The following is a 23459-nucleotide window of genomic DNA, read 5'->3' on the forward strand; positions in this document are numbered from 1 at the left end:
CCGATTAGACTAAGGTCTGATCGGTTTTTTTATTAACAATTAAAATGTAATTTTTTTAGTCGTGGATGGGAAGCACCAGTACCGGAACATGTGAATCTTTTGTAAGCCCTTTAGTTAAGCTTCCTACAAAAACATCGTAGATCCCACTTCTTCCATGTGATCCCATGACGATATAGTCGGCATTTTTATCCTTTGCATATTCCAGGATAGTATCCTTGGCAATCCCTTGTTTTAAAAGATGCTCACAGTCCACATCGTGTGCAATGATTCTTTGCTCAATCTTATTCAGCTCTACCAGTTCAGCTCTGATCTCATTAGCTTCTACTTCAGGAAAATATTGATATCCCATATCACCAATAGCAAAACCAATATCTGATGGCGCTACATGAATCAGAAAGATTCTGCCGTTTAATTGTTTTGCGAATTTTACGGCCCCTTCTACAAGCTGTTCTGTTTTGTCCCCAAAATCTACGGGTAGTACAATATTTATCATGACCTTTAATTTTGTTATTTAAAGATAAGAAAAAATCGCCAAAACTTGATGTTAAATACTTATAATATTCGAATATCAAGAATTTTATCATCCTTCAGATAAGCTTCCAATACGTCATTTTCTTCCACTTTTCCTACCCCTTTTGGTGTCCCTGTAAAAATAAGGTCACCCACCCTCAAGGTAAAATATTGAGAAGCAAACGCGATGATATCATCAAAGCTGAAGATCATATCTTTTGTATTGCCATCCTGAACCTCTTCTTTATTTTTGAGCAACGAAAACTCTAATCCTCCAAGGTCAAACTCCTCTTTTTTGAAGAAATTTCCTACCACCGCAGAACCATCAAAAGCTTTAGCAAGTTCCCATGGAAGACCTTTAGACTTTAGCTCGCTCTGAAGATCTCGTGCCGTAAAATCTATTCCTAAGCTGATCTCTTCATAATGTTTGCTGGCAGCTTCTTTCTGGATGTATTTTCCTCCTTTAGAAATTTTTAAAACAACTTCCAGCTCATAGTGAACGTCATTCGAAAATTCAGGAATATAAAAATCATTTCCCTTTAAAACCGCTGTGTCAGGCTTCATGAAAATAACAGGTTTTTCAGGAATCTCATTTCCCAATTCTTTCGCATGTTCGCTGTAGTTTCTTCCTATACAAATGATTTTCATAATTCTTAAGTATTTATTTTTCCGTCATTGAGGGGAGTAGCATGACGAAGCAATCTTTTATTATTTTTTAATCCTAAATGATATTAATGCGTAAACTCGTTCCCACAGTAATAACATACAAACTTCTGACTTGCCAAAATGGAAATCCCAAAGAAGCTCGTTGATCTGTCGTCCCTGTAAATGTGATTGGAGCCACATTTCGGACATACAAAATCAAATGCCGGATCTTTGATGGTGTGTTCCACTTCCAATGAATAAGCTTCATTGTCATTATAATCCTGTAGAATCTGTTTTGCCTTTTCCAGATCATCCTCAAAAACCTGAAGCTGTATACCTCCCACAGCCTGTGAAAGCAGCCAGTCAGACTGAATCAGCTGCTCATTCGCAATGAAACCATTCACTCCGTTTTCGGCAAGGATCTGTTTGTCCCTGTTAGCTTCAAGGGCGGTTTCGTAGAATTTAAAACGGACCAGATTTGACATGTATTAAAATTTACCTGATAATTGAATTTTGGTGAAGACTTTCTTCGTGTACAATGGGAAATCCGCATTCTGAAGCCATCCATAATAGCCCAGGTCCTTCTGGAAAACAGCTTTTACAACTTGTCCTTTATATTTTCCGAAATTGAAAACGGCCTCAGTTTTATCATTGTATCCAATAAATCCTGCCAGGTCAGCATTCTTATTATGGAATGTAAACTCACTTAAAGGCGCAATTTCATTTGGGATATCTTCATACTTTCCAACCTGCGCATCCAATACTTCAAAAGTAGCCATCACATCAGCTTCAGCAGAGTGGGCATTTTCCAAAACTTTACCACAGTAGAACTGGTAAGCAGCTCCTAGGTTTCTGGGCTCTTTTTTATGGAAAATAGTCTGCGCATCTACCAGTCTGAATTTGCTAAGGTCAAAATCTATTTCCACTCTCAGAAGTTCTTCTGCCAGAAGCGGAACATCGAACCGGTTTGAATTAAATCCTCCCAGGTCACTTCCGGCAAGCATTTCCATCACTTTTGAAGCGATATCTCTGAACGTAGGAGCATCCTTTACATCTTCATCATAAATTCCGTGGATCTCGCTGGATTCGTTAGGAATCGGCATTTCAGGATTTACACGCCATGTTTTGCTTTCTCTGGACGCGTCCGGATTTACTTTTAAAATACAGATCTCTACGATCCTGTCTTTTCCAATATTGGTTCCTGTCGTTTCCAGATCAAAAATGCAAAGGGGTTTATGGAGTTTTAAATTCATGTCTATAATTTGATAATGTTTTAATTTGAAAATGAAGCTAATCTAGCTTCTAAAAATCTGATGTCTGAAATCTAGCATCTAATTCAGCTGTCTCTGAAAAACCAATGATACTAATATATAATAAATAACAAGCATTGGAATACCTACAATCTGAAATATAATCAGAACAGCAATTCCGCCGCCTAATAAAATAACTTTCGGATAATTATCCTGCAGTTTTTTCGACTTGAATTTCATAGCCATCATCTTGATCGGGCTGATCAAAAGCCATGACGTAACAACCGTCAATAAAACTAAAAACGATGAATTTTCAAATAAAAATCCAAAAGTTCCTGTTTCTTTGAATGCATAATACAATCCAAAAAGCAATACGGTATTGGTAGGCGTATTCAGTCCCTTAAAATAATAACGCTGCTCTTCATCAAGATTAAAGATAGCCAATCTAAGGCAAGAAAAGATCGTTACCAGAAGACCAATATAACTGATGTCAAAAGGAAGATGAAGTCCTAAAATTTCATTTCCGAACGGCTCCAGGGCTTTGTACATCGTAAGACCGGGAATCAGCCCGAAACTCACCATATCCGCCAGAGAATCCAGCTGAAGGCCCAGATTGGAATTTGATTTTACGGCCCGTGCTACAAACCCATCAAAGAAATCAAAAATAGAAGAAAGAATGAGACAGATGGCCGTGGTCTGGTAATCTCCTAAAATAAGATGTATCGCACCTACACAGCCCGCAAATAAATTGGCAAGTGTCAATAAATTGGCAAGATTATTTTTTATGAAATTCATGTCAACAAAAATAGGGTTTTTCCAAATTTTATCCCGAAATTTTATCAAGGAAAAAATACATTAATCCGTTTTTGATGTAAATTTGCCGAATGAAATTTTTTAAAGAATTTAGAAAACAAGAAGTTCTGGTCCTATTGTACAGGATTTTCTTAGCATACGTTTTTTATCAGATTGCCCGGCTTTTGTTTTGGTATTTCAATAAAGAACTCATCAAAGTGGATTCCGTTTCAGATTATTTCAACCTGGCGTTTCACGGAACGGCCTTTGATACAACGGCGATTCTATATGTCAATGCTTTATTTATTCTGTTAAGCCTGGTCCCAATTGTTATCAATACAAAGAAAGTTTATCAGACCGTTTTGTTCTGGCTGTATTTCATCACCAACGGAATTGCCTATGCCATGAATTTCGGAGACTTTATCTATTATAAATTTTCTCAGGCAAGACTGACATCTACGGCTTTGGATGTGGCAAAACACGAGTCCAATGTCTTTAAAGTCTTCACTGTTTCTCTAGGACAGCATCCTTTTGTCTTGATCTGGTTTGTTGTTTTAATGGCACTTTGGGTGTTTCTGTATAAAAAAGTGAAGATTACAGAACAGAAACCTTTAAAACTCATTCCATACTTTATCTGGTCTGTGGTGGTTCTCTGCAGTACTATTGTTTTGGTCATTGGAGGAATTCGTGGGGACTTCAAGCACAGCACGAGACCTATTAATTTAGTAGATGCCAACCGTTTTGTAGTCAATCCCCTGCAGGGTAATGTGGTTTTGAACAGTACATTTTCATTTTTCAGAACATTGGGAACCAATAACTTTAAAGAAGTTCATTTTGTAGACGAAAAATACATCAATGACAATGTTCAGCCTTATAAAATATACGACAGGAAAGTCGCCAACCGCCCCAATGTTGTTATTTTTATTGTTGAATCCTTTGGAAGAGAATATTCCGGAGCTTTTAATAAAGATAAAAATATAAAAGGTTATGTTTCCTACACCCCTTTTATAGACAGTCTTGCCGGTCAGAGTTTAATTTTTCCTAATACTTTTGCCAATGGAAGACAGTCTATTCATGGGATGAGCAGCGTGTTGGCGGGTATTCCAAGTCTTACTGATGCTTTTACAAGTTCTCCGTATTCCAATCAGAAAATTCAGTCTATTGTTTCTGTGTGTAATGATTTGGGCTATGATACTTCTTTTTATCATGGGGCTCCGAACGGATCGATGGGCTTCCTTGGATTTGGAAATATATTAGGCTTTAAACATTATTTCGGGAAAAATGAATACAATCACGATGAAGATTTTGACGGAATGTGGGCGATATGGGATGAACCATTCCTTCAGTATTTCGCAAAGAATGTAGGAAAGAAACAACCTTTTATGGCAACGGTATTTACGGCATCATCACACCACCCGTTTAAAATTCCTGAAAAATACAATGGTAAATTCAAAAAGGGAACCATAGAAATGCATGAGCCTATGCAGTACACGGATTATGCGATCAAAAAATATTTTGAAACCGCTAAAAAACAACCGTGGTTCAATAATACAATCTTTGTTTTCACGGGAGACCATACCAATCAGGTGGCTTATGGTGAATATGAAAAAGCGATGAACCGTTTCGCCGTTCCTCTGATCCTGTACTCTCCGAATCCGGAATACAACCTTAAAGGGGTGAATCCCGAAACCGCTCAGCAAATAGATATCTATCCTACACTGGCAGATCTTATAGGATACAATAAACCCATAAGAAGCTGGGGGAGAAGTGTGGTAAGCGATAAAAAATATCCTTCTATTGTGGTCAATTCAGACGGAAGTTCAGAACAATTTATCATTGGAAACCATATGTACCGTTTCGACGGGAAAGAAATCACCGGAGTATACGCTAAAAATGACCTTGGATTTGAAAACAATCTGATGGGTAAACTGAAAACGCCTGAAATAGAAAAAGGAATGCAGACGGCAAAAGCATGGTTTCAGGATTATATGGATAGAGTGATCAATAGAAAGCTTAAATAAGTTTGAGAGTCCGAGAATTTTAGGGTTTTAGAGTATAGTTGCGGGTTAATAGTTGCCTGTTCCCAATCCGAAACATTATGAGTTGCTAAAGTCTACAGGGAAAAAGTCTAGTGTCTCATATCTTGTGTCTGAAATCTGAAATCTTGGCTCTTGTATCATCATAACTATTAACATAACCTGTTTACACTTTGGCCTATCATATGCTCTGTATAGTAAAAGTTTTTGTATGTTTAAAATTTAATTTATACTTTTAGCAATAGATAGATAACAAATAACGTATATCGGAATTAAAACAATAAGAAATATGAAAAAATTATTATTAACATTCGTGCTGTCTCTGTTTGGCGTATTATCGTTTGCACAGATTGAAGGCAAGTGGAAGACTATAGATGATGAAACAAAGCAGGCTAAATCTGTTGTGGAAATCTATAAAAAGTCAGATGGAAAGTATTACGGAAAAGTTTCTCAGCTGCTTATAAAGCCTGCAGATCCAAACTGTTCTTCTTGTAAAGATGACAGAAAAGGAAAACCAATCTTAGGACTGGAGATCATCAGAGGGCTTAAAAAAGACGGTAATGAATTCACAGGAGGAACGATTACAGATCCTAAAACAGGTAAAACTTACAAATGTACCATCACAAAAAGTGGTGACAAACTGAATGTAAGAGGATATATGGGAGTTTCCATATTAGGAAGAACTCAGATTTGGGATAAAGTAAATTAACCCAATTTAAATAGAATTTTAAGACGGCATTTCAGCAATGAGATGCCGTTTTTTTATTTTTTTTGAAAAAATATGTAACGAAAATAAAAACTTTCCACTCATAGGGTATGAGCACAGAACTGGAGAAAACTTTTGTTGATTTTTTTAGGCCCAACCAGAGGCTTATTCACAAAATATGCAGAATATATACAGATAATGTTGAAGATCATGAAGATCTCTTTCAGGAGATTACCGTCCAGCTCTGGAGATCTTTTCCCGGGTTTAAAGGAGAAGCTAAATTTTCAACGTGGATGTACAGAGTTGCACTCAACACAGCGATGACTCTTTTCAGAAAACCAAAGAAAAAAGAACTAAAGCACGCTGATGTAGACGTTTCCTCTTTGAAAATAGAATATGAAGCATATGAAGATAATGAGCACAAACTAAAAAAAATGTACAAAGCTATCCATGAACTATCCGATGTAGAAAAGGCTTTAATCATGATGTACCTGGAAGATAAACCGTATAAAGAGATTGGAGAGATCCTGGGGATAACAGAAGGTAATGCAAGGGTGAAAATGAACAGGGCAAAGAATAATTTAAGATCCAAAATAAGCACAAGATAATATGGAAGAATTAGAACTTTTGAAAAAAGACTGGAATAAAGATAAAGGAGAATTTAAAGATTATTCTGAAAATGAAATTTATTCCATGATCAAACACAGGTCCGTTTCTGTGACGAAAACATTATTGGTGATTGGTTTAACAGAAATTATGTTGTGGTCGGTGTATGGATATATTAATGGAGAATTTCCTTATCTAAGAATCATCCTGTTTTCCGGATTTATAATCCTTACCGTTTTATTGTTCCGGAGATTGAAAACCGGAAAGAACTCCCTGTCATTGATGAAAAACATTCTGGATCTGAGAAAGCTGATCTTAGGTTATGCAGGAATTTCTTTTTTTCTGATTATTCTGGATAACCTGATTCATTTTGATTTCTATACAAAGGATTTTATGGCAGGTGTAAAAGATGGATGGAACAAAGGGCATCATATTGTAACCCATACCAATCCCGAAAGTATGGATCCTGAATTGGGAAATTATGCTTTGTTTGGATTTTGTATGCTTGTCAGCTTTTATCTTTTGTATCTGATTTATAAAAGAACGTATGGCAAAATCCTGTCCGATCTCAGAAAAAACTACAGAGAACTGAGCCAGGCGGAAGAAAAACCTTTTTAATTCAATTAATATTTAAGGTATCTCATTCAATGAGATGCCTTTTTTGTTATGTTAGTAATAAAAAAACACTATTTTTGTAGTCTAAATTTTTCAAATAAATATGGCAGAATATACTTTTCGTGAGGTAATTGCACAAGCAATGAGCGAGGAAATGCGTAAAGACGAATCCATCTTTTTAATGGGGGAGGAAGTTGCAGAATACAATGGTGCGTATAAAGCTTCAAAAGGAATGTTGGATGAATTTGGTCCTAAAAGAGTAATCGATACACCCATTGCTGAGCTTGGTTTTACAGGGATTGCTGTAGGTGCTGCGATGAATGGTAACAGACCAATTGTAGAGTATATGACGTTCAATTTCTCATTGGTAGGTATTGATCAGATTATTAATAATGCGGCTAAGATCCGTCAGATGAGTGGTGGTCAGTGGAACTGTCCTATCGTTTTCAGAGGTCCTACTGCTTCAGCAGGCCAATTGGGAGCTACACACTCTCAGGCTTTTGAAAACTGGTTTGCCAACGTTCCTGGTCTTAAAGTAGTCGTTCCTTCAAATCCTTACGATGCGAAAGGATTGCTGAAAACAGCTATTCAGGATAATGACCCGGTTATTTTTATGGAATCTGAGCAGATGTACGGAGACAAAATGGAAATTCCTGAAGAAGAATATTATTTACCAATCGGAAAAGCAGATATCAAAAGAGAAGGTACAGACGTTACTTTAGTTTCTTTCGGAAAAATTATGAAGCTGGCTATCCAGGCTGCTGAAGATATGGCCAAAGAAGGAATCTCTGTAGAAGTGATCGATCTGAGAACAGTTCGTCCTCTGGATTTTGATACAGTTTTAGCTTCTGTTAAAAAAACAAATAGATTGGTGATTCTGGAAGAAGCCTGGCCATTCGGTTCAGTATCTTCTGAAATTACTTACATGGTACAGCAGAAAGCATTTGATTATTTAGATGCTCCTATCAAGAGAATTACCACTCCTGATGCACCTGCACCATATTCAGCTGCACTGTTTGCAGAATGGTTCCCTAAGCTTGAAAAAGTGAAAGAGGAAATCAAAAAAGCGATGTACGTAAAATAACTATTATAGAGAAAAACTTCCGAAAGGAAGTTTTTTCATTTATTCTATTCATGAAGAATAGTTCTTGACGTCATAAAATTAGTATAAATTTGCGCGTTTAAAAAAAATAAGCTGACATGGCAGACGTTACAGAAGAAGGTTATCATTTTGACATAAAAAAACTTTCTTTTATTGGAGTTTTAGTCTCTCTCGGAATTGTTTTCGGGGATATCGGGACATCACCGCTTTACGTAATGAAAGCGATTGTAAATGCGAGAGATGGTGGTAGCAATATGCCTTTCAACGAATACATAGAAGGAGCTCTTTCCTGTATTATTTGGACATTAACTCTTCAGACTACAATAAAATACGTAGTAATTGCCTTACGAGCAGATAACAAAGGAGAAGGAGGTATTTTAGCCTTGTTCTCATTAGTTAAAAACCTTAAAAAAGGATGGCTCTACCTTATTGCTATTATAGGCGCAGCTGCACTTGTTGCAGATGGTGTAATCACACCGTCACTTACCGTGATGTCTGCTATTGAAGGTCTTGAGATCTATAATCCGCATACCCCTGTTGTTCCCATTACGATCGGAATTCTCATTGTTATTTTCGTGGTGCAGCAGTTTGGGACCAGTTTTATCGGGAAATTTTTTGGTCCTGTAATGGTTGTCTGGTTTCTTGTATTAGGAGGATTGGGCGTCATGCATTTGAGCGAAAATTTGGAAATCCTGAGATCTTTCAACCCTTATTATGCCTATAAACTTATTGCTAACTCTCCCAGTGCAATTGTGATTCTTGGTGCTGTTTTTCTTTGTACAACAGGGGCAGAAGCTCTTTATTCGGACTTAGGACACTGCGGTGCTAAAAATATAAGAGTAAGCTGGGGATTTGTGAAGATCATGCTGATTTTAAACTATCTGGGACAGGGAGCATGGCTTTTAACTAATCATGCAAAACCGGGCTTTTCTGTAGTCAACCCATTCTTTGGAATCATGGAAGAATGGATGATTGTACCAGGAGTAATTTTGGCAACTGCAGCAGCAATTATTGCAAGTCAGGCCTTAATTACAGGTTCTTTTACCATTTTCTCAGAAGCAATGTCTCTTAACTTATGGCCAAATCAAAAAATCGATTATCCTTCTGGAGTTAAAGGACAAATGTATATTCCAAGAATCAATTGGGGCCTTCTGATTCTATGTATTATTGTAGTGCTCCATTTCAGAGAATCAGGGAAAATGGAAGCCGCCTATGGACTTTCCATCACAGTCACAATGCTGATGACAACAATTTTGCTTATTTTCTGGTTATTAAAACATAGAGTAAGTAAAGTATTAATTCTATTCTTTGCCTTGATATATCTGTCTATTGAACTAGGATTCTTTAGCGCAAATATCATCAAGTTCATGGAAGGCGGTTGGATCACAGTGGTCTTAGCTGGTTCTATTGGGATCTCTATGTACGCTTGGTATAACGGAAGACTGATAAAAACAAGATTTATCCAGTTTGTGAAAATTGAGAAATATGTATCTATCATAAAAGATATGAAACTCGATGAAAGCATTCCAAAATATGCGACCAATCTTGCTTATCTGAGCAGAGCTAAAAGAAATGATGAGGTAGAGTCAAAAATCATCTATTCCATCATCAAGAAACAACCGAAAAGAGCAGATCATTATTTTATATTAAGTATTGTCAATCAGGAAGATCCTTATACTTTCAAATATACCGTAGATGAAATTTTACCTGGAACAGTATATAAGGTCAATTTCCTTTTAGGATTTAAAGTAGACCGTAGGATCAATGACTATTTTAATATGGTATTGAAAGATCTTATGGCAGACGGAACCATTCCTTCAAGAAGCAGCCATCCATCTTTAAGATCCCATAATATTCCACCAGATCTGAAGTATGTGATTATAGATAATACATATATTAACGATATACTTTTAACTGTTAAACAGAAGATTACACTCAATATCTATAACTTTGTGAAGTACATCGGAAGTGATGACTTTAAAGCGTGGGGAGTATCATCACATAACGTGGAAGTGGAGTCTGCACCCATTACAGAACTGACGGTTTATGACAGCAAGATTGAGCAATCTGGCTTCTTCCGTCATAATTCCTAAAGGTCCGGACACCAAACCATGCGGTGTATTTAAATAAAAATCAATAAATTTGTAGATAATTTTTTTGATGGATACAATACAAAAAGAAAAAAATATTGCCTTGATCAAGGATGTTTTAAGAAACTACTTATTAGAAAAGGGTTTCAGAAACACTCCTGAACGATATACGATATTGGAAGAGATTTATAATATGGATCACCACTTCAATGTGGATGATCTGTATCTTTTGATGATGCAGAAGAAATATCATGTTTCAAAAGCAACCATTTACAACACTATTGAAATTTTCCTTGATGCCGGTTTGATCCGTAAGCATCAGTTTGGAGAAAAAACATTGACCTCTTCATCTTATGAGAAGTCTTATTTTGACAAGCAGCATGACCACTTGGTGATCTACAAAAAAGGCTCTGATAAAGAAATTGAAGAAATCATAGAATTCTGCGATCCAAGAATTCAGGGAATTAAAGAAGCAATTGAAGAAGCCTTTGGCGTAAATATTGATTCGCATTCGCTGTATTTCTATGGTACTAAGAATGATTAATTAATGAGAATATTTCTTTTTCTGTTACTTTTTATTTCTGCGTTCAGTTCCGCACAGGACAATAAAACCACGCAGATGGATCCCTATATTCAAAATAAAGGCAAACCTTTACCGGCAGTAAGACCTGAAGATAAGGTGAAGATCATCCATGCCGATGAATTTAAAAAAGACACCAAGTACGAAGGAAGCCAGTACATGGTAGGTCACGTGCAGATAGAGCATCAGGGATCTATTCTCTATGCCGATGAGGTTATTATTTATAATGATCAAAGTCTCGTAAAGGCGATTGGTAATGCAAAGCTGCAGAATGCAGACGGTTCTGTTATCACTGCCCACGAAATGGAGTATAATGGTGTTACCCAGAAAGGGGTGGCCAAAAAAGATGTGGTTCTTACTGATCCAAAACAGACCATCAAAACTGATATTCTTTATTACGACAGACTTGCCAATCAGGCGTATTTCAATACCGGAGGAACGATTTATGAGGGGCAGAACGTTATGTACACCAAGTCTGCAACCTATTTTCTCAATACCAAAATGATAGATTTTGTTGATAATGTGAAAATAGATACTCCGGATTATATTATAGACGGAGTCAATATCAAACAAAATCAGAATACAAAAGTTGCTGAGTTTTTTGGACCTACGACGATCACCAACCGTGCAAATCCTAAAAACCGGATTTATACAGAAAGAGGAACTTACAGAATGGAGACCAAGGAAGCCTTCCTTACTAAAAACTCCAAAATATTTTATAATGATAAGATCCTTACCGGTGATGATATGTATTTTAATAACATCACAGGTTTCGGGAAAGCAACCGGGAATGTTACTCTGGACGATCCTATAGAAAGGAGGTACCTCAAAGGAGGATACGGAGAGATTTTCCAAAAGAAAGATTCTGCCATGATGACCAAAAGTCCTTATGCCGTTAAAATCATGGAAAAGGACTCCATTTATTTTGCAGCAGAAAAGATTCTCTCTTATCAGAGACCGGATTTGGCAGATATTACCATAAAGAAAAGCTTTTTAAGAGCTTATAAAAAAGGACGTATCTATAAATCGAATGCACAGGGTAGAGCAGATTCCATTGCCTTCAACGAGACAGATGGGATCATGCATATGTATACAAAACCAATTCTTTGGAGCGGTGAAAAACAGGTAACCGGTGATAAAATTGAAGCCTATTTCAATACCAAAACGGAAAATATAGATTCACTAAAAGTCATTGGAAATGCCTTTGCTATAAGCAAGGTAGATTCATTGAACCTTAAAGATGAATTTAACCAGGTGAAAGGAAAGTTTATGACCGTTTACTATCAGAATAACGAGATTAAAGAAGCCAGAGTAGTTGGAAATGCCCAATCCATCGCTTACGTAGATGATGTAGATCAGGAAACAAAACAGCCGCAGAGAATCGGTATTACGCTTTCTACCTGTGGGATCATAGGAGCATTGTTTGAAGAAACCGGATTACAAATTATCTCATGCAGCATCGGAGCCAACTCAGATACCTATCCCATGAGTAAAATAGAGCCGGAGAAAAGAAAGTTCTCCGACTTCAACTGGAATACCAAAGACCGGATCAGAAAATGGCAGGATATTCTTGTCGATAGCCCTAATTACGAAGAAATAAAATATTCTTCTGACAATGAATTGTTTAATAAAGCTCAGGAGGCTATAGATAAAGAAAGAGCCAAAGAAGAAGCTAAAAAACCTAAAAGGGTTAAAAAATAAGACTTGATTAATTTCAACGAAAACAATAAATCACCATTTTCTATTTGAAATGGTGATTTATTTTGCAGTCAAACGATATAAATTTTCAATAAAACGTGAATAATTGCCATTTTTTCAGATTAAAATTAATCACAAAGTGCCTAAAAACCCTTTAAAACCTACGTTTTTTCTCTTCTTTTTTTATTTAACGCTAATTTTTTAAAAGTTTTATCATTTAAGTTATAATATTTTATAAATTTAATACACAAAAAATGATAAAAAATTTAAAAATGAAAATCAACTATTTCCTCTTGGCCCTTGCTTTTTGCTTCATCAGGGTCAGTGCACAAGTTGGGATTGCGAAAGCCCCGGGCTTTGAACCTGATACAAGAGCGCTTCTGCATGTAAAACAGGATAATAATGCAGCCCGAATGCCCCGGGCCAATACAGCTGCGGTACTGCCTACATCTGCAGTTGGTACAACAGGGAATGGGACACAGGGTTCCATTATTTTCAATAGAGAAACCGGAAGCATCGTACAGAATGACGGGACCGTCTGGAAAATATCAGATCCTATTGTGACCAGTCTGAAGAACAACAAAATGGCACGTTTTATAAGAAGTGCTGTTGTAACAGCAGATTGCGGAACGTGTGGATTAGGATGTGGAGGTGTCAACAGGCTTTGTCCGCAGGCAGGAGGAGCAATGGATGTTCCTTTTACAAGTTCTAGTCCAAGTTATAATGATATTTCAGCAGATGTTTCCCTCGCATCAGCCACAAGCAATATCATTAATATCAAAACAAGAGGTTTGTATAAAATTTCTTTTAAAAGCGGAGCCATAGATGTTAAAACGCCAGCTCTATGCGTAGGAGTAACCATTAATTTATACTCAAAGGTTGATCTGGAAACAAGTACTGCAGCAGCGCCTGCTACTTGGAGACCTATTACAAATAATACCACCAGTTCTACCAGCGGTGCATTATCCTTAGGGAGCTTAACGCCAGGTGCCATTGATGTGGGACAATCATTAGTGCTTACCTATATAGGGAGTTTTGAGGCGGGTGATAATTTAAGACTTAGATTTTATGGAAACCAAAACATTGGAACAGGGGTTTGTACCGGCATCATTGGAGGGAATGTATTGTCTTTTTCAATGAATACCACAGGAAATGGTGTATCAGAGATTATTGTTGAAAAAATAAACATGCAATAAGATGAAAAAGATTACATTACTTATCGTGCTTATTTCTCATTATGCATTAATGGCACAAGTTACTATCGGTAGTAGCACTGTTAGCAATCAAAATATACTGAAAGTTCAGGACGGTACAAGAGGAGTGATCCTTCCATATTCTAATACCTATACCACTTTTCCTAAGTATGATGCGGCATCAACAGATCTTTTTAGCGACTATCCTAATCTTGTAGGAGGTCTTATCTATAATAAAGCTGATGATCAATATTACAAATATGATGGCTTTGCCTGGAATCCGGCAAGACAGTTACAGGGAGTTTTTCAATTGAAAGGCTCAAGATTGGGTATTTCTTCGGGTATTACCATCCCCTGTTTAGCTTTTGGACTTGGAATATGCCTTTCTTTAGGTGCACCGGTTTATCTTGCACCAGATGATAAAAGTCAAGTTCTTGTTGATAATCTGCTTCTGAAAAATGCAAGCTCCGTGACCATCAAACAAAATGGAATGTATGATATAGCTGCAGCTTTGGGTTTTACCGGTGGGAGCGTAGGGGCCCAAATAGGGATTACAGAATTTAAATTAACACTACAGGTTAAATATACACCGGCTTCGGCTTGGGAAACTATTGTTACCAAGAGTAATTACTCTATCATATTCATCATTGATACTCAGGGAAGTAAAACATCCAGTTTTTCTCAAACGGTATCATTACCAGCTGGTGCTGAACTAAGGGTTGTTCCAACGATAACAACTGTTGGTGGGTCAGGAGGATCTCTGTCTGCTTATGGCACAGATACCAATTCTGTAAACTCATATATCGGAGCACGTTTAATCAAAGCCTATTAATCATGAAAAAATATATATTCTGCATGTTCATACTTGGATTAAACATGTATAGTGCACAAGTCAATTTTACAAATATACCCAATCCTGATTCCAATGCTAATGGTAATGATCAGGTAATGATGTATATCACCAATACAAGTGAAGCCACCGGGGTCAAAGGTTTTGGTCTGCCGGCTGTTGAAACTGAGACCGATTTACCTTATACAGGAGTAAATACCCCTGCGACCAGGATTGAAGCTTTGAGAGGAATGCTCTTATTTGTTAAAAGTACAGGTCAGGCGATGGTATTCGACGGGCTGGTTTGGAGCAAAGCTTTTGAAATTGAATCTGACAATGTTTCCCGTTTTGGAATCAATCCGGTCAATACCACTTCAGGTTCCGTAATGCTTCCTATTAACTCTTTAATTGATAAACCCAATTTTTTAGCGGATCCGTTAAGACTTAAAACAAATGCAGCTACTACAGGTGCAGATTTGAACAGACTTTACATTCGTGAAAGTGGTTTGTACAGAGTGAATGTAAGTCTGAATTTTACCGGAGCTGCGGGTGCATTTAGCAGTAGATTAGGGGCAAGTTTATACGTCAATGACGCTAAGAGATTTCAACTTCTAGAAAATACAGTGAATTTTGACGGGACAATCAGGAAAATCAGTGTGGATTTTTCAGTGTATGTAGTTCAGGGGCAGTATATTACTTTAGAGGCGATTTCTGAAGTTGGCGGAACAACAGCCTATAATGTAATTAATAATAGCTACGTAACAGTGGAAAAAGTGTTTTAAAAAACAACATTCTACTTTTTTATTTATGTTTTACCCTTAATTTTTATTAAGGGTATTTTTTTATTCCGGACCGATAATTTCTGCATGTGCTGAATCTTTTTTAGCTTTGCTGAAAATTTTCGCGATAATGGACATGCACAAGGACTTTTTTATATATCAGGCTCAGACCACAAAATTTGCAGCAGGTTTTGAAGTTGAAAAAGCAGAAGGAAGCTTTATCTACGGAACAGATGGAAAAAGATATCTGGATTTTGTAGCAGGGGTTTCTGCCAATACTTTGGGACATTCACATCCTAAGGTGGTGGAAGCCATCAAAGAACAGGCAGACAAATACCTGCACGTCATGGTTTACGGAGAATATGCACAGGAAAAACCTATCGCATTATGCAAACTTCTGGCAGAATCCACTCCGGATCCTCTGGAAATTACCTATCTCGTCAACAGCGGGGCAGAAGCTATCGACGGAAGCCTGAAACTGGCAAAACGGTATACGGGAAGAGAAGAAATTATTTCCTTTAAAAACTCATATCACGGGAATACACACGGCGCATTGAGTGTGTCCGGGAATGAAACCCATAAAAGAGAATTCCGTCCGCTTTTACCGATGGTCCGCTTTATTGAATTCAACAATGAAAATGATTTTGATAAAATTACAGAGAAAACAGCCTGCGTTATTTTAGAAACCATTCAGGGTGCGGCAGGATTTCTTGTCCCTGAAGGTAATTATCTGATTAATCTTAAAAAAAGATGTGAAGAAGTAGGCGCACTTCTGATCCTTGATGAGATCCAGCCAGGATTCGGAAGAACCGGTAAATTATTCTCTTTTGAACATTTTGGAATTGTTCCCGATATTCTGGTGATGGGAAAAGGAATGGGAGGCGGGGTGCCGGTAGGCGCCTTTATGAGTTCCAGAGAAATTATGGAAACACTTTCGCACTCACCCAAATTAGGACATATTACCACATTTGGAGGAAATCCTCTGATCGCAGCAGCAAGTCATGCCACTTTGAAAGAAGTATTGGAAAGCGGCCTGATGGAAGAAACCGCTGAAAAAGAAAAACTGTTCAGAGAACTTCTTGTCCATCCGAAGATTAAAAATATCAATGGGAAGGGCCTGATGCTTGCGGTCAATCTCGGTACACCTGAGTATACCCTCACCGTAGCTAAAAAATGCATGGAAAAGGGCCTTATTGTATTCTGGCAGCTTTACAGAAACGAATATATGAGGATCTCACCGCCATTAACGATTTCCTTAGACGAAATCAGACAGGGCTGTAAGATTATTCTGGATATTTTGAATGAAGACTAAACGATACAATCTCTCCACTTTGGAGAGATTTTTTATGTATTACATGGCAATTTTCGGTATGCAAATAATATTGAATATATATTTGAAACCTGTGATAAATATCATGAAGATTCTTTAAAAAAATAATTGCTTTTTTGTGTAATAAAAAAATTAATTTATATATTGCGGGACGATAAAAACAAAGATTATATGGCGAAACATAAAGTCCATTACGAATTTCCAATGCATTGTTTGTCAGAGATTTTATATGAATATCTGGCGACGGCTGAGGGATTATCTGAATGGTTTGCAGATGAGGTAACAGAGAAAGGAGATGATTTCTTTTTTAGTTGGGGTGGAGGACCTGCTGAAAAGGCCACTTTGATTAGATACAAGCCTGAAGGTTTCGTACGTTTCAGATGGGAAGAAGATGAAGGGACTAAACATTTCTTTGAAATGACAATTACAGTAGACGATATTACAGAAGATCTGGCCCTGAATATTACAGATTTCTGTGAAGAAGGAGATGAAGAGGAAAATGCATTGTATTGGGAAAACCTTATAGAAAACCTTAGAATAAAATTAGGTGCGGCATAAGCCGGACACAATTAAATGGTAAAACTGATGAACGATTTATCGTTCATTATTTTTTTATAAATAAATCACATCAAAAATTGGAAAATCAATATTTTACATCAGACGGATTACATGTAAAGAACAGAGCGTTCCTTTTGGGCGACGCTGTGAAGGTTTCTTTCTTCGTGAGAAACGGAGGATTGATCATGGATGAAGAATGCTATTTCTTCTTAATGGCCTCCATGAGAAAAATGAGAATGAATATTCCGCTTACCTATACCCTGGAATTTTTCCAGACCCTTTTTCACAAAGATGTTATTGAGGGTAAAGGCATAAAAAACGGGATCATCAATTTCCAGGTGTTCAGAAATAATGATGCGGTGACCGTTTCAAAATCTTCAGTAGCCTATTTTTATGAAGTAACGGAATCCGAAGATATACTGGCTGTCCATAAGCGACTGCTGGAAATGGATCTTACCAAAGAAATCAATGTAAATAATAATTTATTAAGCAATATCAGAGTTCACTGTCCGGAAAATATCTACGGTGGAATTTATGCAGAAGAAAATGATCTGGATGATGTGATTCTGCTTAATCCCAATAAAAGAATTGCACGTACCACTTCCGGAAATCTTTTGTTTCTGGAAGGAAATGTAATCAAAGTTCCGAAACAGTCCGAAGGAGCATACATCTCTCCTTTAATGGAAAATTTCGTTACTTTTTTACATAAAAATAACCTTGCAGATATTCAGGAACACGAAATTATAGCTTTTGAATCTCAAAAGGCCGAAGAGATTTTAATGATCTCTGACGAGAAAGGAATATTTTGTGTAGGTAAAATAAGAAATAAAACTTTTGAAAGCTCCCGATTTATAGAAATGGTGGAAAGCTGGAAAAATAGTTTTCAATAAATTGACAAACCCGGTAAACAACAAAGTACCCAAGTCCTTTACCGGGTTTTATTCTGATTAAATCAGAAATTGTTTCTTTATTTAGTATTCACGGATGATCTCTGTGAATTTTTGAGCGATTTCTTTCTGTCCCTTTTCGCTGGTCACATACTCCCTGTCCTTGGTATTGTTGATAAACCCAAGCTCTACCAGTACTGCCGGAGCTTTTGTTTCTCTCAGCATATGGAGATTGCGTTCCTCTATTTTACGGACATCAAATTTTTTGGAAATTTTTTCAGCAAGCTTTTTAGAACCGTCAGTATTCTGAATATATACTTCAGTTCCTTCCTTTGGCGTTTCCTTCTCAGGATTGCTATTCATATGAAGAGAAATAACCATTTCCGGATTCAGCTTATTGATCATCGCTGTTCTTTCCTGAAGAGTAGGATAAGCATCAGAATCTCTGGTTAAAATAACTTCATACTGATCCTGATTTTCATTCAGTTTCTTAATCTCGTTAGCGATGTTTATAGTAATTTCTTTCTCCGAGAATTTCCCATAGATACTTCCCGTATCATTTCCGCCGTGCCCGGCATCTATAACGATGTATTTTTTACTGATAGGGGTAAAGGATAAAAATGAAGCAGAAAAGGCTGATAAAGCGAGTAGTTTGATTCCTCTCATGGTCGTGATTTTTGGTTTCTCAAATAACGGGAATTCTTTCTTTAAAATTGGTTAACGTAATCTTAAAGTTTGTTAATGTTTTCCTAGTGTATCAGGAAGGAATCCAGTTAGTTAAGGGAAATGTCCTCCGGTGAGTTGGCCCACAACAGATATTCTCCACCCAGGTTCTGCATAATCGATTTCCAAAGAGTCTGATCGTTGGGAAGCGTATAATCCAGATTATACACATCCACTACCGTCCACATCTTTTTCTGTACCTCATCATTCAGCTGCTCTGCAGACCATCCTGAATACCCGGAAAAGATTTTTACATCATGAATGCTCAATTCCTTATTAAGGACTGCGCTGATAATGCTTTCAATGTCTTCCGTAATATAGAACTCCTTATTGATCTCAGAAAAGATCTCGGTTACCTTCTTTTCTTTAACGATAAAAAAGACTTTGTCATTTTCCACGGGACCACCGTCATAGACCTCTATTTTGAAGTCAAAAAAATTTTTGAACTTACTACTCATCTGGCTGTTCTTTTTGTTTAATATCAAACCAAATGCACCGCTTTCGTTATGCTCAACGATCAGCACCACCGATCTCGAAAAAATATCGCCGGAAATGTCAGGTGTGGAAATTAATATTTTACCTTTGTATGAGTAATTCATACTCAAATTTAATAAAAAATATTTATGGAAAACCTGCACGACAAGAGAAAAGTGTATGAGAAATCCCAACTTATTGAAAGTGAGATAAAACAAAATCCCATTGAACAGTTTAGAGACTGGTTTTTGGAGGCCAGCGCGAGTCCGGCAGTCTCTGAAGCCAATGCTATGGCGGTTTCTACCGTAGAAGAAGACGGATGTCCCAGGACAAGAATGGTCCTGCTCAAGGAATATACCTATGAAGGATTTATTTTCTACACCAATTACAGCAGCAGAAAGGGAAAAGCAATAGAAAACAATCATAAAGCATGTCTTAGTTTTTTCTGGCCCAACCTCGAAAGGCAAATCATCATTAAAGCTGATCTTGAAAAAATTGCGGAAAACCTCAGTGATGGCTATTTCCATTCAAGACCGAAAGGAAGCCAGCTGGGAGCCGCAGTTTCACCACAAAGCCAGGTGATTCCTAATAAAGAATTTCTGGAAGAAAAATTAAAAGAACTCGAAGAACAATACGAAAACAGCGAAGTACCAAGACCCGACAACTGGGGTGGATATATCGCAAAACCCTACGAAATTGAATTCTGGCAGGGAAGACCCAATCGCCTTCATGACAGGATTATTTATCAACTTGAAGATTTGGATTGGAAGATTTCAAGATTGGCACCATAGGAATGAGAAGCTGGAAATTAGAGATTAGAAGTTAGAAGCCGGAAGATGGGAGTTGTGATAGGGATATTCTTACTTGGTGACATTTCTTATTCGAATCGATGCTGGTCTGGTTTAATCTAATTTCGATGTATAGATGAAATATCAATTAAAATTCAATAGGAGCAGGCTTTAGCCCGCTTTCAATTTATAAGCTTGGCAATGGCTTTAGCCAAAACTTAAAAATTATAAAAGAAAAGAGAAGTTGACTGAGGCTCCCGAAGCAGCCACAATCTACTAAATAAAAAAAGACCGCTTCACGAGAAACGGCCTTTGAATTTTTTTAATCTGAATGATTATTTTTTCTTAGCACCAGAAACTGCAGTAGATAAATCAGCTCCTGCTTTGAATTTAGCAACTTTTTTAGCAGCAATTTTGATCGGTTTTTTAGTTGCAGGGTTGATACCTTGTCTAGCAGCTCTCTCAGCTACTGAGAAAGTACCGAATCCTACTAAAGAAACTTTTCCATCTTTTTTCTTTAGAGTAGTTGTTACATTACCAATGAATGATTCTAAAGCAGCTTTAGCTGCAACTTTAGTGATTCCTGCATCTTTTGCGATTGCGTCGATTAATTCAGACTTGTTCATAATTTTTAATATTAAGTTAGTTCGTAATTATAGCAAATATAATACTATTTTCTAATTGTGCAATTATTTTATTAAAACTTATAAAAATTTTTCGCTTTTTGACGAAAACAGTTAAAATATGATAATTTGACTTTTCACGTAAAATCTACGTTACGGCTCACTAAAATCATGCCAAATGCTTATGAGTATTGACTTTAGCAAAAAATTAATATTATTTCATGTATTTATTAAATCCTGAATTTCGTACAAACTATTAATATTTTTACGGATATGTTTGCATATTTTATAAATAATAGCTTGAAAACTTGTTTAATATAAAATTAAATAGCTGGGTATGTGGGAGTTTTAAAATGATTTCAAATGTCCGTTTTATTAATTTTTATTAATAAATTTGCAGTATGTTAATAGAAGTTTTCAAGTCAAAGATCCATAGGGTACGGGTTACGGCCTCAGACCTTAATTATATTGGGAGTATAACGATCGACGAAGATCTTATAGAAGCTGCCGGTCTGGTAGTGGGAGAAAGGGTCTATATCGTCAATGTCAACAATGGAGAACGTTTTGACACCTACGTTATCAAAGGAAAAAGAAAATCCGGAGAAGTATGCCTGAATGGCCCTGCAGCAAGAAAAGTACAGAGAGATGATATCATTATCATTATTGCTTATGCGCAGATGACGCCCGAAGAAGCGCAAGTCTTCCAGCCGAAAATTGTTTTCCCCGATGAAAAAACAAACCTTCTGACCTAATCCATGGAGAAACAATCAAAGAATCCTTTAAAATCAATACTAACAATAGTAATATCGCTTGCTTTTGCAGGCTTTTTTTTATGGCTTGCGTTAAAAGGACTTGATTTTAAAGTGATTAAGGCATCATTGGCGAAAGCCAATTATCTATGGGTCCTGTTTGCTTCCGTATTTGGTATTCTGGCTTACTGGTTCAGGGCGATACGTTGGAACCTGATGCTGGAACCTATGGGACATGAAATTTCTAATTCAAATTCACTCTGGTCCATATCTTTTGGATACCTGATGAATCTTACCATTCCAAGAAGCGGTGAAGTGGCAAGAGCTACTGCTTTATACGGGGTAGAGAAAGTTCCGGTAGATAAATCTTTCGGGACGATTATTCTGGAAAGAGTAGTGGATCTTATCTGCATGCTTGGGTTTCTGGGACTGACCCTGCTTTTTAAATATGAAGCAATTCTGTCTTTTTATGAAAACTCGGGCGTTAACATTAATCCTAATAAAATAGTACTTATTGTTTCAGTCCTGGCGGTAGGGGCAGTTGCATTCTTTGTATTTAAGAAGAAATTGGCCAACGTTCCGTTTCTAGGAAAGATCGTGAATTTTATTGACGGAATTTTCGAGGGACTCGCATCCATATTTAAATTAAAAGAAAAAGGAAAATTCATCCTGTATACATTAGGAATATGGGTTTGTTATTACTTTGCAGCCTATCTTGTCTGTTTTGCACTTCCTGAAACCTCCAATTTTACTATTGCTGACGGCTTTTTTATCATCGTTGTCGGTACATTGGGAATGATCGTTCCTGCCAGTGGCGGAATCGGTGCTTTCAATCTGGCTATGAAGTTCGGGTTTATGGCACTCTTTATTTCAATGGGGAAAAGTGCCGAACTAGGAGGTGAAATGGGGCTGACCTATTCATTCATCTCGCTTCCATTACAGATTACCATTATGCTGGTAATGGGGCTTATTTCCATTCCTATGCTGGCGAAAGCAAGAGAAAAAGCAGTTTCCGATCAGGAAATAAAAGATTAATTCAACAATACCTTTTCAATTCATATCAGTCCAATTAAAAAATTGGACTTTTTTTATGTTGAGATTGTAATGATAAAGAATCATTGGTCTTTAATGGTTTAAAAATAGATCAAATTCTTGAGGAAACCTTTTGATTCCATTTCCTTATGTTAAAAGCCTATTAAAATTAAACATTACCGCATGCCATTCATTTTTTTATCAATAAATTTGGTCAGTTCACAAATCAAATTTATCTTAAACGAAAAATAATTAATAATCTAAAACACTATGGCAATTAATTTACAGAAAGGGCAAAAGATCGAGATAGGACTTACAAAAATGACGATAGGACTGGGCTGGGACCCGAATGAAGGAACAGGTTTTGACTTCGATCTGGATGCTTCTGCCATCATGATTGATTCCGACAGAAAATTAGTCAATGAGGAATGTTTTGTTTTTTATAATAACCTTCAGTCTCCCGACGGTGCACTGACTCATACAGGAGACGACCCGAGTGGTAAAAATAGTGATGGGGACGATGATGAGGCCATTATTGTAGATCTTGAAAAAGTAGATCCGAAAGCAGAAGAAATTCTTTTTGTAGTGACCATCGAAGATTTTGAAAGAAGAAAACAAAACTTCGGACAGGTGAGAAATTCATACATCAGAATTGTAGATAACAGCACCAACCAGGAGATCGCAAAGTATGAGCTGGACGAAGATTTCTCTATTGAAACCGGAGTAGAATTCGGAAGATTATACAAAAAAAACGGAAGCTGGAAATTTGAAGCATCAGGAATAGGCTACAGAGCAGATCTGGCATTCTTCCTGGAGAAATACTACAAAGGACAGATCATTAAATAATTATATTTTCAAATACAC

Annotated in this window: 26 protein-coding genes; 18 read left to right on the top strand and 8 right to left on the bottom strand. The window is 36.9% G+C overall.

Features of this window, described 5'->3' with window-relative positions; translation table 11 throughout:
- Nucleotides 1–55: 55 nt before the first annotated feature.
- The 5 genes from NZD88_RS09275 to NZD88_RS09295 form a co-directional block, all read right to left on the bottom strand.
- Nucleotides 56–493 (bottom strand): universal stress protein, encoded by a 438-nt coding sequence (locus NZD88_RS09275; RefSeq protein ID WP_169236424.1) that lies wholly within the window; start codon nucleotides 491–493, stop codon nucleotides 56–58.
- Between the two features lie 59 nt (nucleotides 494–552).
- Nucleotides 553–1158: a fumarylacetoacetate hydrolase family protein gene (locus NZD88_RS09280; protein ID WP_169236425.1), complete on the bottom strand. Its 606-nt coding sequence runs from the start codon at nucleotides 1156–1158 to the stop codon at nucleotides 553–555.
- An 83-nt stretch (nucleotides 1159–1241) separates the two neighbouring features.
- Nucleotides 1242–1640 (bottom strand): putative signal transducing protein, encoded by a 399-nt coding sequence (locus tag NZD88_RS09285; protein ID WP_169236427.1) that lies wholly within the window; start codon nucleotides 1638–1640, stop codon nucleotides 1242–1244.
- A gap of 3 nt (nucleotides 1641–1643) precedes the next feature.
- On the bottom strand, nucleotides 1644–2408 hold the full coding sequence (locus NZD88_RS09290) for a 3'-5' exonuclease (RefSeq protein ID WP_259828854.1): 765 nt from the start codon (nucleotides 2406–2408) through the stop codon (nucleotides 1644–1646).
- A gap of 78 nt (nucleotides 2409–2486) precedes the next feature.
- The gene (locus NZD88_RS09295; protein WP_259828855.1) at nucleotides 2487–3200 is read right to left on the bottom strand and encodes a CDP-alcohol phosphatidyltransferase family protein; all 714 of its coding nucleotides are present in this window, start codon (nucleotides 3198–3200) and stop codon (nucleotides 2487–2489) included.
- Between the two features lie 89 nt (nucleotides 3201–3289).
- Between NZD88_RS09295 and NZD88_RS09300 the strand changes: the two genes are divergently transcribed.
- The 14 genes from NZD88_RS09300 (at nucleotide 3290) to NZD88_RS09365 (ending at nucleotide 18209) form a co-directional block, all read left to right on the top strand.
- Nucleotides 3290–5218, top strand: coding sequence for an LTA synthase family protein (locus NZD88_RS09300; RefSeq protein WP_259828856.1), 1929 nt, complete (start codon nucleotides 3290–3292; stop codon nucleotides 5216–5218).
- Between the two features lie 304 nt (nucleotides 5219–5522).
- A complete protein-coding gene (locus NZD88_RS09305) occupies nucleotides 5523–5942 on the top strand; it encodes a DUF2147 domain-containing protein (RefSeq protein ID WP_259828857.1) in 420 nt (139 codons plus the stop codon).
- A gap of 107 nt (nucleotides 5943–6049) precedes the next feature.
- Nucleotides 6050–6547 carry an RNA polymerase sigma factor gene (locus NZD88_RS09310; RefSeq protein ID WP_259828858.1) on the top strand — a complete coding sequence of 166 codons (498 nt, stop codon included), beginning with the start codon at nucleotides 6050–6052 and terminating at the stop codon, nucleotides 6545–6547.
- A gap of 1 nt (nucleotide 6548) precedes the next feature.
- Nucleotides 6549–7163 (top strand): hypothetical protein, encoded by a 615-nt coding sequence (locus NZD88_RS09315; RefSeq protein WP_259828859.1) that lies wholly within the window; start codon nucleotides 6549–6551, stop codon nucleotides 7161–7163.
- 100 nt (nucleotides 7164–7263) lie between these two features.
- Nucleotides 7264–8244 carry a pyruvate dehydrogenase complex E1 component subunit beta gene (locus tag NZD88_RS09320; protein ID WP_034748438.1) on the top strand — a complete coding sequence of 327 codons (981 nt, stop codon included), beginning with the start codon at nucleotides 7264–7266 and terminating at the stop codon, nucleotides 8242–8244.
- Nucleotides 8245–8360: 116 nt separating this feature from the next.
- Entirely contained in the window at nucleotides 8361–10355 is a 1995-nt protein-coding gene (locus NZD88_RS09325; RefSeq protein ID WP_259828860.1) for a KUP/HAK/KT family potassium transporter, read from the top strand.
- 67 nt (nucleotides 10356–10422) lie between these two features.
- Nucleotides 10423–10896, top strand: coding sequence for a Fur family transcriptional regulator (locus NZD88_RS09330; RefSeq protein ID WP_034731532.1), 474 nt, complete (start codon nucleotides 10423–10425; stop codon nucleotides 10894–10896).
- 3 nt (nucleotides 10897–10899) lie between these two features.
- Nucleotides 10900–12633 (top strand): OstA-like protein, encoded by a 1734-nt coding sequence (locus NZD88_RS09335; RefSeq protein ID WP_259828861.1) that lies wholly within the window; start codon nucleotides 10900–10902, stop codon nucleotides 12631–12633.
- Nucleotides 12634–12902: 269 nt separating this feature from the next.
- Entirely contained in the window at nucleotides 12903–13826 is a 924-nt protein-coding gene (locus NZD88_RS09340) for a hypothetical protein (protein ID WP_259828862.1), read from the top strand.
- A gap of 1 nt (nucleotide 13827) precedes the next feature.
- A complete protein-coding gene (locus NZD88_RS09345; RefSeq protein WP_259828863.1) occupies nucleotides 13828–14655 on the top strand; it encodes a hypothetical protein in 828 nt (275 codons plus the stop codon).
- A gap of 2 nt (nucleotides 14656–14657) precedes the next feature.
- Nucleotides 14658–15434, top strand: a complete 777-nt coding sequence (locus NZD88_RS09350; RefSeq protein ID WP_259828864.1) for a hypothetical protein — start codon at nucleotides 14658–14660, stop codon at nucleotides 15432–15434.
- 133 nt (nucleotides 15435–15567) lie between these two features.
- Nucleotides 15568–16743, top strand: a complete 1176-nt coding sequence (locus NZD88_RS09355) for an aspartate aminotransferase family protein (protein WP_259828944.1) — start codon at nucleotides 15568–15570, stop codon at nucleotides 16741–16743.
- Nucleotides 16744–16932: 189 nt separating this feature from the next.
- Nucleotides 16933–17319: an START-like domain-containing protein gene (locus tag NZD88_RS09360; RefSeq protein WP_169236921.1), complete on the top strand. Its 387-nt coding sequence runs from the start codon at nucleotides 16933–16935 to the stop codon at nucleotides 17317–17319.
- A 77-nt stretch (nucleotides 17320–17396) separates the two neighbouring features.
- On the top strand, nucleotides 17397–18209 hold the full coding sequence (locus tag NZD88_RS09365; RefSeq protein ID WP_169236922.1) for an aminotransferase class IV: 813 nt from the start codon (nucleotides 17397–17399) through the stop codon (nucleotides 18207–18209).
- Between the two features lie 81 nt (nucleotides 18210–18290).
- Here NZD88_RS09365 and NZD88_RS09370 read toward each other — a convergent pair whose 3' ends face one another.
- Complete coding sequence (locus NZD88_RS09370) at nucleotides 18291–18872, bottom strand: N-acetylmuramoyl-L-alanine amidase family protein (RefSeq protein WP_259828865.1); 582 nt, start codon at nucleotides 18870–18872, stop codon at nucleotides 18291–18293.
- A gap of 107 nt (nucleotides 18873–18979) precedes the next feature.
- On the bottom strand, nucleotides 18980–19528 hold the full coding sequence (locus NZD88_RS09375; protein ID WP_169236924.1) for a YqgE/AlgH family protein: 549 nt from the start codon (nucleotides 19526–19528) through the stop codon (nucleotides 18980–18982).
- 24 nt (nucleotides 19529–19552) lie between these two features.
- Here NZD88_RS09375 and pdxH point away from each other — a divergent pair, with 24 nt between their 5' ends.
- A complete protein-coding gene (gene pdxH / locus NZD88_RS09380) occupies nucleotides 19553–20194 on the top strand; it encodes a pyridoxamine 5'-phosphate oxidase (protein ID WP_259828866.1) in 642 nt (213 codons plus the stop codon).
- Nucleotides 20195–20526: 332 nt separating this feature from the next.
- Here the strand turns inward: pdxH and NZD88_RS09385 are convergent, their stop codons facing one another.
- Nucleotides 20527–20817 carry an HU family DNA-binding protein gene (locus NZD88_RS09385; RefSeq protein ID WP_034706527.1) on the bottom strand — a complete coding sequence of 97 codons (291 nt, stop codon included), beginning with the start codon at nucleotides 20815–20817 and terminating at the stop codon, nucleotides 20527–20529.
- 398 nt (nucleotides 20818–21215) lie between these two features.
- On the opposite strand from NZD88_RS09385, the gene panD reads away from it, so the two are divergent.
- From panD to NZD88_RS09400, 3 genes are all read left to right on the top strand, one after another.
- Complete coding sequence (panD, locus tag NZD88_RS09390) at nucleotides 21216–21566, top strand: aspartate 1-decarboxylase (protein ID WP_034709952.1); 351 nt, start codon at nucleotides 21216–21218, stop codon at nucleotides 21564–21566.
- Nucleotides 21567–21569: 3 nt separating this feature from the next.
- Complete coding sequence (locus NZD88_RS09395; RefSeq protein ID WP_259828867.1) at nucleotides 21570–22598, top strand: lysylphosphatidylglycerol synthase transmembrane domain-containing protein; 1029 nt, start codon at nucleotides 21570–21572, stop codon at nucleotides 22596–22598.
- Nucleotides 22599–22865: 267 nt separating this feature from the next.
- A complete protein-coding gene (locus NZD88_RS09400; protein WP_169234900.1) occupies nucleotides 22866–23441 on the top strand; it encodes a TerD family protein in 576 nt (191 codons plus the stop codon).
- Nucleotides 23442–23459: the final 18 nt, after the last annotated feature.

This window comes from Chryseobacterium pyrolae, assembly GCF_025153485.1.
In the GTDB taxonomy this organism is placed as follows: domain Bacteria; phylum Bacteroidota; class Bacteroidia; order Flavobacteriales; family Weeksellaceae; genus Chryseobacterium; species Chryseobacterium antibioticum.